The organism is Candidatus Bathyarchaeia archaeon, assembly GCA_038873195.1.
In the GTDB taxonomy this organism is placed as follows: Archaea; Thermoproteota; Bathyarchaeia; order Bathyarchaeales; family Bathycorpusculaceae; genus DSLH01.
In genome coordinates this window covers 901319-917053 of sequence record JAVZEV010000001.1, presented here as the reverse complement: position 1 = coordinate 917053, position 15735 = coordinate 901319, and the positions used below count along the sequence as shown (strand labels likewise).

Sequence of the window (15735 nt, the reverse complement as noted above, 5' to 3'; positions counted from 1 at the left end):
TACTCACCTTTCAAGGGTTTTTAACAGTTTTCCTTCATGATTGTAAATGTTTATTTGAAGGGGCATCTGCCCTATGGCATAGTGGGTTGCACATGCAAGGCAGGGATCGTAAGCTCTGAAAGCCATCTCCACCCTGTTTAATAGTCCATCGCTTACTTTCCCGCCTTTTATTAAGGCCTTGGCGGCATCTCTTATGGAAATGCATATTGCTGGGCTATTGTTTGTTGTGGCTACTATCAAATTAACATCCTTAACTAAGGCCTCTTCATCTAAAACATAATGGTGGATGAGGGTGCCTCTTGCAGCCTCGATAATTCCAACGCCTTCTCCAGGTTTTCCAGGCTTGTTTCGGACATCTTTGCTTGTAATTTCCTTGTCTCTGCTCAGCTCCAAACATCTTTCAGCCGCGTATAACAGTTCTATCAACCTAGCCCGGTGAAACCCAAGGGTTGAATGGACAGGTTTTTCACCAAGCGTCTCAAACATTCTCTTATATTCTTCTTGAGCTAGGGATGTTGCCATGCCGTCAGCCACATTAAGCCTTCCAAGCGGTCCAACACGGTAAATGCCGCTGTCTGATCCTCCAACAAACCCCTTCCAGCCCACCTTCTTTAAGTATGGAAACTTGACGTAGCTCCAAGGCTCAACGTGTTCCTCAATCACATTCAAATATTCGTGTGGAGCAAACCTTACAAATTCTCTACCTTCTGGATCAACAACCCGCACTTTGCCATCATAAAAGTTGAGCTTATTATTTTCGTCAACTAATCCCATATAATAAGTCTTTAAAGTGTAGGCATCGCTCAAAATCATATCCACGTAATCCTTATTCTTTAGAACAACTTCATTAAACAGTTTCAAACTAAGTTTTGCGAATTCAACGCATGACTCAGCCATTTTCTCTATTTGTTGGCGCTCCTCCTCTGAAATGGGTTTAGAAACTCCTCCTGGAAGCCCGCAAACAGGGTGTGTTGCCTTACCTCCAATCATTTCCGTTATTTTCTGCCCGTAAGCCCTATGTTTAATAACCTCCCTTCCAACATCTAAGCCTACTTTCTTTATAACTCCGAAAATGTTCCTTTCGGCTGGCGAAGCGTCTGGACCAACAACAAAATCTGGCGCTCCTAAAAAGTAGAAGTGAAGTGTATGGTCATAAATCATGTAGCCACAATACATGAGCTCCCTAAGCTTTTTAGCCGCTGATGGCGGCTCAACATTGAATGCGGCGTCTAAAGCCTTTGTAGATGCGAGGTGATGCGCAACAGGACAGACACCACAAATTCTACTGGTCAGAATAGGCATATCTTCAGCCTTTCTTCCCTCACAAAACTTCTCAAAACCCCTCAGCTCTGGAACTTGGAAATATGCGTTCTCCACATTTCCCGTCTCATCAAGGAAAATGGATATTTTGCCATGCCCTTCAAGGCGTGTGATGGGGCTTATTGTTATCTCTTTCATTTCTCAGCCTCCTCACGCTTCACCTGTTTAAGCGGGGTTGCCAGCTGCTTTCTCTGCTCCAGATAATGTTCAATTTTCTTAACAATATCTGTAAATGCTTTTGAGGCTGGCGAGTCCGGATGCCCAACTATGAAGGGTTTGCCTTCGTCTGAGTCTGTGCAGATCTCTGGATCTATTGGTATGCTTCCCAAAAATGGAACCGCCAGGTCCTCGGCTATTTTTCTTCCCCCTCCTGTTTTGAAGATGTTTATTTCTGCTCCGCATTTTGGGCAGGTGAAACCGCTCATGTTTTCAATTATGCCAATCACTGGAGCACCCAACTGCCTAGCGAATGTCACAGCCTTCTTCACGACGATCTGGGAAACTTCTGATGGTATAGTGACTATGACCACGCCGTCCATGTCCGGGATAAGTTGCACAACGCTTAACGGCTCGTCACCTGTTCCTGGCGGCAGATCCACAAGAAGGAAGTCAAGCTCTCCCCAAGTAATGTCCGACAAAAACTGTTGAATAGCCCTCATTTTTAAGGGTCCACGCCAAATCACTGGCGACTCGTCACTCGGAAGCAGAAAGTCCATGGAAACAACCTTTATTCCCAAAGGCCCAACAACTGGGAAAATTACTCCAGCAGCAAGGGCTTGAAGCCTCTGCCCCCTTAAGCCAAGCATTTTTGGGATGCTTGGACCATGAATGTCAGCGTCTAGAATGCCTACACGGTTTGCATAGCCGTGCATTGCAAAAGCCATGGCAAGATTAACAGTTACTGTGCTTTTTCCAACTCCGCCTTTGCCGCTTATAACCGCTATTTTATGCTTAATCCTGCTTATTCTCTGCTTTAGCCTCTGCTGCTCCTCCCACCTTTCCTTTCGCGGGTCTGTGCATTCACCCTTCTTTGAACAAGATTCACATTTGCCGTCACACTCTGCGCTCATGGTAATTCCTCTTCGCTTTTTTGCTATTTACCCATTGATTATCTCGATCTGTTTGTGAATAATAGTTTGATGCGCAAACTATATTAATACTTTATGTTTAGAAAATAAACAGAGGAACAAGCCTTGGACGATGTTGACAGAAAGATAATTTCGCAGCTTCAAATGGACGGAAGAACCACCTTGGAAGACATCGCTAAAAATGTTGGATTCACAAGCATGGGAGTAAAGAAAAGGCTGCAACGGCTTGTTCAACAAGGCGCCATAAAAGTTTCCGCTTCAATAAACCCATTCTTTTTCAAACTTTTTCCGGCTGTGGTTCTATTGGAAATGGAAAGCGCTGAGGCGATGCAAAAGCTGCTTGAACGTTTCAAAGATTGCCCAAGAGTAATTCACATTTTTAAGACTATAGGCGGCTACAACCTAATCGCCCTAGTTGTTGCGGAAAACCAGGACACCCTCGAAAGCATATCCATAGAAAAATGCTCATTAAGAAGCAGCGCTGGCATACGGAGATCAGAATTTTATCCCATAGGCGAGGTTCACTTTTCGCCGTTCCTTCCAGTAAGAGAACACTTAACCCACAAAGAAATGGAAACCGCGCCATGCAACGTAGACTGTAGACCATGCATAAGATATGCGGACGGAAAATGTGTCGGATGCCCCGCAACAATCCATTACAGGGGAACCCTTTAAGGAGGTTAAACCGTATGACCGAAGGCAATGACAAACCAGATTTGAAGCTCAAAGAAGCAGAAGGCGCGGAAATAATCAGTTTAATGGATAATTCGGTGGATATTCTTTCAACGATCCAGAGAAGTGAAGTTAAAAGCGTCAGGGAGTGGACTAAGAAACACTTTCGCCTTCCAATAGCCGAACATGGATTTTCAATGCTTGTCCGAGTCTTTGATGAAGGCAGGGTTCACAGCATATTGTTCGACACGGGTTGCAGTCCCAATGGCGTTGTAACAAACGCTAAAAGGATGGGAATAGACCTGTCGGAAATAGAATGTATAGTTCTCTCCCATGGACATTACGACCATTTCGGCGGGTTACCCGCCGCAGTCAAAGCTATTAAGAAGAATAAATTGCCAATAATAGTGCATGAAGACATGTTCAAAAAGCGAGGCGTAGCCAACCCAAACGGAACCATAAGAGAATATCCCGCGTTCCCGGAAGAAGAAAGGGTGAAGCCAGCCAAATACATCAAAACCAAACAACCATACCTAATAGCAGACAACCTCATACTCGTCACAGGCGAAATCCCAAGAACAACAAGCTTCGAAAAGGGATACCCTCAACACAGAGCCTTCATAGATGGCAAATGGCAGTCTGACCCGTGGATATGGGATGACCGCGCCCTAGTAATCAGCGTTAAGAATAAAGGCTTAGTCATCGTATCTGGATGTGCCCATGCAGGCATAATAAACACTATACTTTACGCACAAAAACTCACAAGGGTAAAAACCATCCACGCCATATTAGGCGGATTCCACCTAGCGGGAAAAGAATATGAACCACGCATTGGCCAAACAGTGAAAGAGCTGAAAAGAATAAAACCCAATTTAGTAGCGTCTTCACACTGCACGGGCTGGCGCGGAAACCACGCCATTGCTGAGGCAATGCCAGAATCCTACGTCTGGAACAGCATTGGGAACCTCTACAAGTTCTAACCATACTATTTTAAGATATTCGCCATTTACCACAAACCACCGAATCTTGTCGCATAAACTGTTTTCTATTAGTGTCTCTTAACAGAAAAAGTGACAGAAATAGATAGATATTTTAGTTTAGTGCAAATAAAGGCTCATCTTTTCTCGATTGAATGAAAGTAGCGCAAATTTAGAGAATTTGGAGTGTTAGTGGATACGCCAAGTAACGAAATCTTACGCTTCTCAGATTCATATATAGCCAATCAGTTACCTCTGTAGAAAAGTCTGAAGTGTAAGCTGCCGAAGCGTAGAGATAGGTTATTTTTGTATTGTCTGATGGGTTTATGTCTTCAGTTATTTCATTTGTGTAGGCCTTTATTTCATAGCGACCTGTAGCATTCGGCGTCCACGTGAAATTTAATGTTACGAGTCCTCCGGGTTCTAAGGTTACTGTTTTTGTTCCGATTAATGGGTCAAAGAGTAAAGTATAGTTGAGGCTTACATCAAAGGTTTCTGTGAAGTTGCCTCGGTTTTCCACTGTTACATAAACGAAGATCGTTTCGTTGACAGAGGGGTTTTGCTTTGAAAATGTAATGTTTGATATAGCGATGTCATGTATTACGTCTATTTCTTCTATCGTGACTGTTCCATCTACATAGATGTTGTCTCCGGCATCAGTTTCGTCTTGAATTGGGGTGGCATAAGCACTGATGATGTAGTTGCTTGTGGTAAAGCCTGCTGTATTCCATGTGAAAGAGAATGTTGCTGAGGTTCTGATGGGCAAATCTGTTATCGTTTCTGTTCCGATAACTGTTGTGTTGGCATAAACTGTTAGATTAAAGGTCTCAACAAAATCTCCTTGATTAATAACCGTCACATTAATGGTTAAATAGTCTCCTCGTTTCACACTTAAAGAAGAAGGAACAACATTGATTATTGCGAGATCATGTGTAGGCCAAGTGTTCATGAGCGGGTATCTGTCCGCATTACTTGGATCAATGAAGTATTGGTTGTCCCCAATGGCATCCATGCCCGTTTCGTTTTGATATGCACCACTATAGTAATCAACTCCACCATAATCACTCCAATAGTTTCCGCCAGAAGGATAACCATAATCCCAAATGTTGTAAGAATTCACGTATAAACGCACATGTGCGAAGTTATCTACAAAATTATTGTGGTAAAACAAATTGTCCGAGGAATTATACAACAATACTCCATCACCATTATCTTTTATAGTGTTTTCTGAAACCGTATTTTGTTTTGAATTAAATAGTGCGCAGCCTACCAAGTAATTTGCTATATTGTTTTTCGAAACTATGTTATTATAAGAAGCTTCGAATTGAACGCCAATGTTGTTGTTTGTTATGATGTTATTGGCTATTATTGTATCATTTGTCATTGAAAGCTGTATTCCTATGTCTGTGTTTGATAAGTTGAGATTTTCCACTATTATGTGATTGCAGTTAACAAGTATAACTTGCCCAGCGTCGATAACAGTCATGTTTGAAGCACCCTCAAGATAAACTAAAGGCTTTCCGTTAACAAGGTTATCTGCTACAATGTTTCCATAGGAATTATAAATGACCAAACCATCTTCAACGAAGATGTTTCCTGAAAAAGTGTTGTTAGAGGATGCTTCCAGGTCGATACCAAACCAGTCATTGCCAGCTATGTTATTCTCTGAAACAATACTGTTATAGGAATTATAAATAAAGATCCCAAAGTTGTTGTTCGCTGTTATATAGTTTCTGGTAATGCTACAATTATCTACGTTATCTAAGCAAATTCCAGCATCAAGAACTCCCTCGCCACCGTTTCGTATCGTGAAACCTGTTATGCTTACATTGGATGTTGTTATATTTATAACAGTTCCGAAACCTCCTCCGTCAATAATTGTAGTTGCCGGATTTTCTCCGACAAGTGACACGGCTTTGTTTACTGTAACGTGCTCATAGTAGGTTCCAGCTCCGACCATGATGGTGTGTCCATCCAAGGTTTCTGATGCATCTATTGCCTCCTGTATACTCATGTAGCCCAAGAGTGTGTTGCTATTTCTAACCTTTGAAGCTTCAACTATTGCTCTGTTTGCCAAGTATGTAAAAACTGGTAGCCATCGTTCAATTACCGCCATTATTTGAGTTGGTTCTGGGTTGAAGACTTGTGTTATACCTTTCTCCCAATATGTGTCAGGTTCGGGGCCAGGCTCATATTGCCAAGCACTTTCATTACCGTAAATTTCGCATGTAAATGGGAATTTGCTTATGTTGGGATATATCCAGTCATCCCAGAAGCCTGTTGGAAACCCCAATTGACCTGCAAAATACCATGGCACTCCTACAAGATCTGAAAGATTTGCTGCAATTTCAATAAATTTTCTACTCTCTTCTTCAGTATATCCTTCCGGGCAACCTATCGAAGCAGCACCAGAATGAAAACTTATGGCATATTGAAAATAATGTTGGAGCGTGAAATCGCGTATTGCTTGTGTTTCAGGTTCTGAGAAGGGTTCTGGTCCTCTGTATGTTTCGTCCCAGGGATTTGGGCTTCCAAGAGCATAGAACTCATCCCAGTTGTAGTTTCTGTTTAGGTCGACTCCTCCAATCCAGTCTTCGTTATATAAGCCGTCGCCATCATCGTCGAATCCTTCCACTCTAATGAACCAAGAGTGGGTTTCATTTCGGAAGAAAAGGTTTTCTATGTAGCCGTCTCCGTCTTCGTCATCTGGTGGATCTTCGTCAAGTAGACCATCTCCATCTTCGTCGTATGGGTGGACGTTTTTACGTTGCCATTCATTTAATTTAACGGCATCGAAGCCATCCACATTTAATGCTGGGATTATGTAAATTTCGCTGTAGTTTAGCATGCGAGTTATAGTTTCATTTATGCCGAAATTTGTAGCAGCGTCTACTGCAAAGTATAATGGTAATTCTGCACTTATGGGTTCTCGGGCATGGTGATAACCTATGAATAGTAACTTGGGCTTCGGATTTGTTATTCTTTCGTTAGTTAGTTTGATGCAGTAAATGCTTCGGCCCTGCCAACTCTTTCCAATTGGAAAGGCATCTACAATTTCTGGATAAGTCATATATAAGTGGAAAATGGTGCTGACAAGTTCATTGTAACTGTGGTAATGTGTCCAATCACGCCATGGTAAAGACAAAGTAATAGGGTTCATAAGTGGATAGCGATCTTGGTTGTTCTCGTCAATTACGTATGGTTCATCGCCTATTCCGTCGCTTCCAGTTTCATTCTGATATGGGCCACTATATAAGTCAACGCCATTATAGTTGCTCCAGTAGTTTCCGCCACTTGGATAGCCATCATCCCACCTATTCACTGCACCACTATACATTTGACAAGTGTTATTTACAAAGTTGTTATGATAAATGGTGTTGCTGGCACAATCGCTTGAAATCGAAAGCCCATATTGAACATTGTCCTCGATGTGATTCATATATAAGGCGTTGTTGGAGGAATAATGGAAAAGGATTATACCGCGCGCGTTAGCCGTGATATTGTTACCCCAGATATTGTTGAATGAAGAATACCAAAGCCAAATGCCCCAACGGTTTTCGTTTATTTCATTGTAGAAAATCTGATTATAGTTTTCAGATATCTGCAAGAGTAAGCCAACATCGCTATTGTTTGTTATGTTGTTACCAAAAATGAGGTTGTAGTTTGAAGAATAGCAAAGTCTAACGCCAACATTGTTGTTTGTTATGTTGTTGCCCGAAATGGTATTGTTGCTAGAGTTCTCAAGATTGATGCCGTAAGAGAATTGTTTGATTGTCAAGTTCTTGAGTGTAACGTTGTTTCTTCCAGTTAGGTCTACTCCTCTCGAATCAGACGCTCCTGTTCCCTCGAGGGCATAGCCTGCTCCATCAACCACAATGTTATTCCGTTCAATAACAATTCCATTGGCATTGCCGATGATGTCATCTTTTAGAGTATAAGTTTCATTGTCAACGGTTGACATAGGAGCGTCTGCTGGATCTATTCTCCCATCAGCCCTAACATAAACAGTTCCAGTCCAACCCTCAGTCAGTTCAATTTTGAATGCGAACATCAACATGTTTGCCAAAAGAAGGAATAACAATATTTCTGCAGCAGTTTTCCTAAACAATCCATCATTCTCCTACTCTGCTTAATACGTTCTAAAAAATAAGACTTGTGAAGAAATCCTCTATTACTATTATCTAACAACTATTTTCTGTTAGTCATCGTTAACAGAAAACCTAACCCTTGATGGTGTTTGTTGCCGCTGTCTTTTACGAAAATTTTTAGCTTTCCTTCGTTTTACCTATTTCATTCTGCAGGTTTTTCTCCTGTAGTTAATAGGGTTGTTTTTCCGTAGTATGTGGGGGTTGTTTTGATGTTTTTGAAGCCTGTTTTGGACATGAGGTTTTCGATGTATTCTTTTTTGTAGTGGATTATGTTTGTTTTTAGTTTCATGGGGAGGTTCATTAGGGCTACAGCCAAGTAGAATGGTGTTGAAGTTATTGCTTGGAGCGGTTTCTGTTTTATAAGCAGCTTGTAGTCGCTTACTCCTTTTGTGTAGGCGACCGTTTGCACGTATACGAGGCTTAGCCTACCGCCCTTCTTTAAAACCCTTTTCGCCTCTGAAATCAGGTTTTGCACGGAAGATGGTTCTATGTAATTGATGAAGTTTACAGCGGAAATCCCATCTAAAGATTCGTCTTTGAGGGGTAGCTTGTCCACGAACTTAAAAAGGTGAATTCTGGCAGAACCACTTGTTTTTTGCTTTTTTATTTTTGCATAAGCCACTTTTAATGCTGAAAATGAGGAATCTAAACCGTATACGGTTGCGCCCTTTGATATGAGCAGTTGTATTAGGTTGCCTGTTCCACACCCCAAATCAAGGTATACGCTATTCTTTTTGGGAGACAAGCTTTCAGCAACTTTCTCCATCATCTCTCTGTATGAGGGGAGAATGCGCATCCTATCATAGAAAAAGGGATAAAGCGTCCACAGCCAATCATTTAAAACGGTTCTAAAGCGCATTGATTTCTTCCTCAAGCTGCCGTGAAGGCTCGAGGATGATGTTGTGGGGTTTATGGTGAATGTTCGAGTAGACTATTCTCCTTAATTTGTCCTCTTTAACCCTTTTCACTCTTACAAAATCGTAAATTGGCGGATATGCGATGTATCTAATTTTTTGGCATATTTCATCAAAGTCGCTTTTTTTAATGCTTTCTGGAACGAGTATTATGAGTTCATCTTTTAATTGAGGCTTAAAGATCGCATAGTCATAGCTGCAGTGTGTTGCGAGAATTTCATTCAAAATTGGCAGGGACATGGGATACTCCCTTATTTTAACATAAGAGCTTTCATGGCTCCTTTTAATATCGTATGAAAGCAACGCATACGGCAGGTTTATTCTCCACCCTTTAAATTCAACAGCGCTATTGTAGCTTAATAGTTTTGTAACATCTCCAGGAGCATAATCGATTAGGGTTGTTCCTTCAAACGGGGAAGTTATCCTTATTTCGCCTTCCTCGCCTTCCTCAACGTTTTCACCATTCCTGTCCACCACCCTAACATGGCAGAGATTTCCCATAACCATCAAACCTTCAGTAGGCTCCCAGCTCTTATCTAGGCTTGAAATGGTTCCAGAGGCTATGCAGCCTAAAGGCATACATTCTTGCACGCTATATGCGTTTATAATTAGTTGTGCACCTATTTCATGTCCTAACTCCACAGCCTCTTTTGTAACCTTAAAACCACCGGTTCCTATATACCTTAAATTTGGATATTTGAGGTTATTCTCTACCATAAAATCGCCTACATCGCAAAGAGTAGATGGGGGAATGATTATACCATTTGTGTCGTTTTCGATTGAATCAAGAACATAGTCGCAAAGCTGTTCTTTACTTGAAGGTTCACTATACGGAAAAACTATGACATGACGCTTACAGGATATTCTTAAAAGGCTTGCGAACGGATAGGTTCCAGACCCCCCGTAAACATAAAACCTCGAGAAAATTGCAATTCTTGGTATAATGTTGTTTGGAAATAGTCTTTCTAAGCCACGACTATAGGCTTCATTTATTACAAGCTTTAAATCGTTCTCTGTAAAAGCCACCTTTTTCCTTCTAAACTTTCTTGCAGCCTCCAGAAACTTTTCACCTTTTCTTAAACGCTCAACTAACGTATAGCCAGACGAATATTGAACCCAAGTTCTTTCGCTTTTAGGTGTAAGGCTTAAGTGGGAGGAAAAATCTCCGTCAATAAGGTCTTCGCTTTTCACCCATTCTATCTTGTGTTTTTGAAGGAAAACGTCAAGCTTCTCAATGGTGTTAATCCCCTTAACCTCATGAAGCCCAATAGAGTTTTTCTTCAGCTTCTCTCTATAGAAGGGAATAGAAAGCAAAGCCCTCCTAACCTTCTTGGCAACCAAATCCCTACGCCTCTTAACAAACCAAGAAGAAACCTTACCCGCAAACCATCCAAGCCACAAACCAACATCCCCATTCATAAAACATTAAAACTAAAATGCAATCACTAAAGCTATAATTTTTTTGGAAATATCCTCTATAACATTCACCCTTAACGAAATGACATATATTTCTGTTAGTCGCTGTTAACGGAATCTCGTGGCAAATGTGGTTTTTTGAAGTACAAGCAAGCAGTGTGTTCTTTGGCGTTTTTATTCGACGGTATTATTATTCTTATAGTGGCTGTTCCAGAGAATGTTGTTCCATCTTTGAATTCGCCAGTTATTGTTAGCGATACTTCCATGGACTTCTTCTTGCAAATGATCTCTTTAGAGATGAGTTCAATGACGGCCTTTCTGTCAAATCTAACTATTAAATAGCGACTTCTTTCAGCTTTGTTGATAACTTCGCCTTTGATGGTGCCGTTTAGCATAATTGTTGACTTGTCGACATCTTTCACGGTATAGCCTTTAGGAAGTTTTACAATACAGATTATCCATTTGCCTCTGCTCTTCAAATTTAACGTGCGTGGACAGAAACTAACTTTGACGTTTATTATGCTTGGTTTGATCCAAATGCTTGTTTCTGTTATGACCATCTGGAGAAACATGCTGGTTTCGTAGCCCTTCTCTATGTTGGTGTAACTGGCGTTCATTTTTTGTTCGCATAATATGCCGCTTATCCTATCCCAGTGAATTTCGAAGTCCATAACGGTTCTATAATAGCCTGGAATGGTTGTATCTGTTTTTATTAATAGAGAATTGACCACCCTTTGCAAACCTGCGTAGAACGCTACGGATGTTAAGTTTATTGTTGGGGCGTAATCATTGAAATATACTTTATCGCCCGCTGTTAGGTTTGCTGCAATGATTGGTCCATACGACATTGTGGCTCCATAGCAGGTTAGTCCTGTAGTTATGTCCAGCCACGAAACTTCTTTTTGTTCAGTTCCATTTTTGTAGCGCACAATAGACTCATAGGTGACATTAGTTCTCACAACTGAAACGATTCTTATTAATAAATAATCTATGTCCGCGAGGGGAGGAACTGGCATAGTAGGATCATTTGTTGAATAGTTGAAGATCACGTTATATTTTGCCCAGTCGCCTTCTTTTACTCCGACGCTTCGTTGAGCAAATTCCAGCACTATGAACATCACGTTGTCAGAGGTGTTTGATGCGACATCCAATGCCAGAATCGTGTAGTTTCCAGGGCTAACGTCCGGTACGATAAAAGTTGTTGACCACCCTCCGTCGTCATAAGCTATTGTGTTTGCGGCATTTAAATGGTCAAAGTAGATTTTGACTTCACCTTTTGGGGTTGCTCCATGTCCTGCTATGAAAACTAGAGTATCTGGGTATCCTTCAACTGGACTAATATTTTCTATTCGTATTTTGGTAGGAGTTGGCGGTAATACGTAAAATTTGGTTACATCGCTTGTTTGGGTGAAGTTATCTAAAACAAAAATTTCGTATTCTCCTGGAGACGCTTCAGGCACAGTGAAGGGTATAGACCAGAATCCATCGGAGTCTGCTACAGTCCACCCTAAAGTCATGTTGATTATAATTGTTACGTTTTCTTGGATTTTTGTGGATTGTGAATCTATAATAACAATTGTCTGATTTATTGGGCCGCTCAGCAAGGCAACAACCGTCCCGTTCGGAGTGGCTCCCCCTCCGAAAATGAAGGCTTCTGTTCCCGGGGTGCCTTTAATTGGTTTGATGGCGTCGATGTAGATGTGCGAGGCAACTTCCGCATTTACAAAGCTCGAGCTGTATCCTCCAATCCTATCCTCATATTGATAACTTGGGCCAACACCAGCTTTTTCTCCAACAATTCCTGTAATCTTCCCTTCTGCCTCAACTGTTATTGAATAGTTTCCTGGACGCTCAGCTTTAACCCTCCAAGAAGTTTGAGCACTGCCACCAGCGTAAATTTCTCCGAGGGTTTTAGTTGGTGATTCACCATCAGCGGGGGCTAATCCTTCTGGTAAGGTTATTGTCGCATTGCATGAAGAGGCTTCATAAACATAAATGGGAGTTTGAAGGGGACAAACATAGAAAACTGTTGCCGTAACAGTAAAAGTTTGGCCCACGTAAATATTGCTTGGTGTTTCAATTTTAACGTTCCATGGAGAAACAAATAATCCCCAGTGGCCAGAGTAGTCCCACATCTCATTAAAGAATGTGTAATTCATAGGTAGGTTTGGACCGCCATAGTCTCCGCCCCAAAGGACATTATTCCACGGATCATGCAAGAAAACATGCGTCGCATTATAGCCCACAGCAACCCTATAATGGCCATAAGATTCGCCCGGAATCCACCTCATGAGCAAGATTACTGGAAAATCCCTATCAATAAGAGCCTTCAAATCATCCAATGTCATACTGAACATTTCAAAAGCTGCATATCCAAGTTTTCTGGCTGAGTATCCAGTTATGTTTTCTGGCATTTCGCTTCCCATAGAAGTGCTCATATCACTAAAATGGACCGCCCTCCTAAGCTCATCAGTATAAGTCACATAAGGCACTGTTCGCGCAACATCAGCAATCTCAAACTGAGAAACATTCTCACCAAAATAATCAAAAACCATTTGCAAAGCAGCTGGGCCGCAATAGTAAGTTTTCACTTGATAATAAAATGGAACATCGATAAAATGGCCTTCCGCAATAATAATAGCCTCTGCAACGTTAGGCAAACCCGCTGGAGCGTCTGAAACACTTACAGTGAACGCAGGCAAAATAGATACGCAAATCAAAATCAGAATAAACCATTGATTCAATCTAAACTTTAACAATAACCCTCCTCCAAAAGAAATTCGGAATAGCCGATATAAAAAGATACTCTTTAGAAAACTTCACACCAAACTTTTATTTCCAACCTCTGTTAGTTGCAGTTAACGGAAAGTTGTTTACTTATGGGGTGTAAGTGCTTACGGGGGTAACAAATTAACGGCACCTTAACAATAGAATAGAAAAAGGGGGAAGGTGCGGGAGAAATCGACAACTTCTAATAGATTTGACCGGACTATACTACCGGAGCTTCCGCTAATAGAATATGGTTTTGTTGTTTAAATTTTTGGTGTATTAAAACGTGGGGTTTTGGGAGTGAGAAAAAATTAGAAAGGGGGGCTATTCTTCGCTTTCGGTTTCTCCGCCTTTTGGTGGTTTTTCTTCTTTTGGTTTTGTTGCGGCGATGACGTCGTCTATGCGGAGTATCATTGATGCGGATTCTGCGGCGGATTTGACTGCTTGTTCCTTAACCACTAGTGGTTCGACTACGCCGTTGTTGTAGGTGTTTTCTGTTTTGCCTGTGAAAACATTCACGCCCATGTGCTTCCCGTCTGTCTTCTCGTGTGCAGCGCGTAGTTCAACGATTATGTCTATAGGTTCTAACCCAGCGTTTTCGGCTAGTGTGCGCGGTATTACTTCTATGGCGTCTGCGAAGGCTTCTATTGCAAGTTGTTCGCGTCCGCCGACTTTTGTTGCGTAGTCTCGCAGTTCTTTGGCTATTTCAACTTCTACTGCGCCTCCGCCTGCGACGATTTTGTTGTTTTCTATCACGTCTGACACGACTGATAACGCGTCTGTCATTGCACGTTCGGCTTCGTCAACCATTCTTTCCAGTCCTGCGCGGATTAGCACGGCTACAGAACGCGGGTCTTTACATTTTTCGACGAAAATCATTTTGTCTTCGCCGATTTTGCGTTCTTCAACTACGCCTGCGTCGCCAAAGTCCTGTTTTGTTAAGTCGGCTAAGTCTGTGATTATGCGTCCGCCTGTTGCGCGTGAAAGTTTTTCCATGTCTGATTGCTTTACGCGTCTGGCGGCGAGTATTCCTTCTTTTGCTAGGAAATGCTGTGCCATGTCATCTATGCCTTTTTGGCAGAACACCACGTTTGCGCCTGAGGCTTTGATTTTGTCAACCATTTCTTTGAGCATTTTGGTTTCTTGGTCTAGGAAGGCTTTCATTTGGTTGGGGTCTCGTATGCGTATTTCGGCGCTGAATTCTGTTTTTTCAATTTCTAATGGGCAGTCTAGTAAGGCGATCTTGGCTTTTTCGATTTTTTTGGGCATGCCTGGGTGGACGACTTCTTTGTCGATTATTAAGCCTTGGACTAGTTGTGATTCGAGTAGGCTTTTGCCTGTTTTTTTGATTATTTGGATGTTGTCTATGTCGGCTATCATGCGGTCTCCGCGTTTTTCTGCTATTTGTTTGACTGCGTCTATGGCTATTTCTGCTAGGTGTTCGCGTGCTGTGCCTACTGCTTTGCTTGCCATTGAGGTTAATGCTACTTTTTTGAGGGTTTGGCGGTCTTCGATGTTTACTGGTGTGGCGATTTTATTTATGATTTCTACGGCTTTGTTTGCTGCTTTGCGGTAGCCGCTTACGATTATTGTTGGGTGGATGTTTTGGTCTAGGAGTTCTTCTGCTTTTTTGAGTAGTTCGCCGGCTAGTACTACGGCGGTTGTTGTTCCGTCGCCTACCATGTCGTCTTGTGTTTTTGCGATTTCAACCATCATTTTTGCTGCTGGGTGTTCGACTTCTATTTCGTTGAGTATGGCTGCGCCGTCGTTGGTTATTGTTATGTCGCCGAGGCTGTCGATTAACATTTTATCCATGCCTCGTGGTCCCAGCGTGGTTTTGAGTACTTCGCCGATTACGCGGGCTGCCATTATGTTGTTTCTTTGGGCTTCGCGTCCGCGGGTTCTTGATGTGCCTTCTTTTAGTATGAGTACGGGTTGTCCAGATGCTGTTGTTGTTAAGTATGCCATTTTTAACTCACCTTTCACCTTTATTGTTAAAATGTTAGTTTTTTGCCAATTCGGAATAAGCAAAAGGCACAAAAATATAAACTTTTACTTTGGTTTGTTGCGATTGTATAATTGAATGCATAAGGGTTAAAATTGTGGCTTTGCTCTTGTGTTTTTGGTGAGTGTTGCAGTGCGTGTTTCGGTGCGGTTCTTTACTAGCCTGCGAGAGTTGACTGGCAAGCGAGAGGAGACGTTGGAGTTTTCAGGTAAGGAGAAGATTACCATTGGTTTGGTTTTGGAGAGGCTTTCGAAGCGTTATGGGCGGGAGTTTGTTGATTACGTTTTTGACCGGAAGACGGGTGAAGTGAAGGGTTTCTTGCAGTTTCTTGTTAATGGAAGAAGTGCGTCAACGCTTAATGGTTTGGACACGCCTCTTAGAGATGGGGATGTTTTGGCGATTGTTCCGCCTGTGGGCGGCGGTTAA

The 15735-nt window shown here is 42.0% G+C and carries 10 protein-coding genes; 3 read left to right on the top strand and 7 right to left on the bottom strand.

The features are described from left to right. Nucleotides 1-3: 3 nt before the first annotated feature. Both QXW63_05145 and QXW63_05140 read right to left on the bottom strand, forming a co-directional pair. Entirely contained in the window at nucleotides 4-1458 is a 1455-nt protein-coding gene (locus QXW63_05145; GenBank protein ID MEM3461277.1) for a Ni/Fe hydrogenase subunit alpha, read from the bottom strand. After that, nucleotides 1455-2390 (bottom strand): Mrp/NBP35 family ATP-binding protein, encoded by a 936-nt coding sequence (locus QXW63_05140; protein ID MEM3461276.1) that lies wholly within the window; start codon nucleotides 2388-2390, stop codon nucleotides 1455-1457. The genes QXW63_05145 and QXW63_05140 overlap by 4 nt, the downstream gene beginning before the upstream one ends. A 123-nt stretch (nucleotides 2391-2513) precedes the next feature. Here QXW63_05140 and QXW63_05135 point away from each other — a divergent pair, with 123 nt between their 5' ends. Beyond that, entirely contained in the window at nucleotides 2514-3083 is a 570-nt protein-coding gene (locus QXW63_05135; protein MEM3461275.1) for an AsnC family transcriptional regulator, read from the top strand. Nucleotides 3084-3097: 14 nt separating this feature from the next. Next, the gene (locus tag QXW63_05130) at nucleotides 3098-4060 is read left to right on the top strand and encodes an MBL fold metallo-hydrolase (GenBank protein ID MEM3461274.1); all 963 of its coding nucleotides are present in this window, start codon (nucleotides 3098-3100) and stop codon (nucleotides 4058-4060) included. 169 nt (nucleotides 4061-4229) lie between these two features. Here QXW63_05130 and QXW63_05125 read toward each other — a convergent pair whose 3' ends face one another. From QXW63_05125 to thsB, 5 genes are all read right to left on the bottom strand, one after another. Next, nucleotides 4230-8165 carry a NosD domain-containing protein gene (locus QXW63_05125; protein ID MEM3461273.1) on the bottom strand — a complete coding sequence of 1312 codons (3936 nt, stop codon included), beginning with the start codon at nucleotides 8163-8165 and terminating at the stop codon, nucleotides 4230-4232. 182 nt (nucleotides 8166-8347) lie between these two features. Continuing rightward, on the bottom strand, nucleotides 8348-9064 hold the full coding sequence (locus QXW63_05120) for a class I SAM-dependent methyltransferase (GenBank protein ID MEM3461272.1): 717 nt from the start codon (nucleotides 9062-9064) through the stop codon (nucleotides 8348-8350). Then, complete coding sequence (locus tag QXW63_05115) at nucleotides 9054-10538, bottom strand: hypothetical protein (GenBank protein ID MEM3461271.1); 1485 nt, start codon at nucleotides 10536-10538, stop codon at nucleotides 9054-9056. Before QXW63_05115 ends, QXW63_05120 begins: the two co-directional genes overlap by 11 nt. Before the next feature lie 95 nt (nucleotides 10539-10633). Then, nucleotides 10634-13294 (bottom strand): C39 family peptidase, encoded by a 2661-nt coding sequence (locus tag QXW63_05110; protein MEM3461270.1) that lies wholly within the window; start codon nucleotides 13292-13294, stop codon nucleotides 10634-10636. Nucleotides 13295-13628: 334 nt separating this feature from the next. After that, nucleotides 13629-15272 carry a thermosome subunit beta gene (gene thsB, locus QXW63_05105; GenBank protein ID MEM3461269.1) on the bottom strand — a complete coding sequence of 548 codons (1644 nt, stop codon included), beginning with the start codon at nucleotides 15270-15272 and terminating at the stop codon, nucleotides 13629-13631. 157 nt (nucleotides 15273-15429) lie between these two features. On the opposite strand from thsB, the gene QXW63_05100 reads away from it, so the two are divergent. Further along, a complete protein-coding gene (locus QXW63_05100) occupies nucleotides 15430-15735 on the top strand; it encodes a MoaD family protein (protein MEM3461268.1) in 306 nt (101 codons plus the stop codon).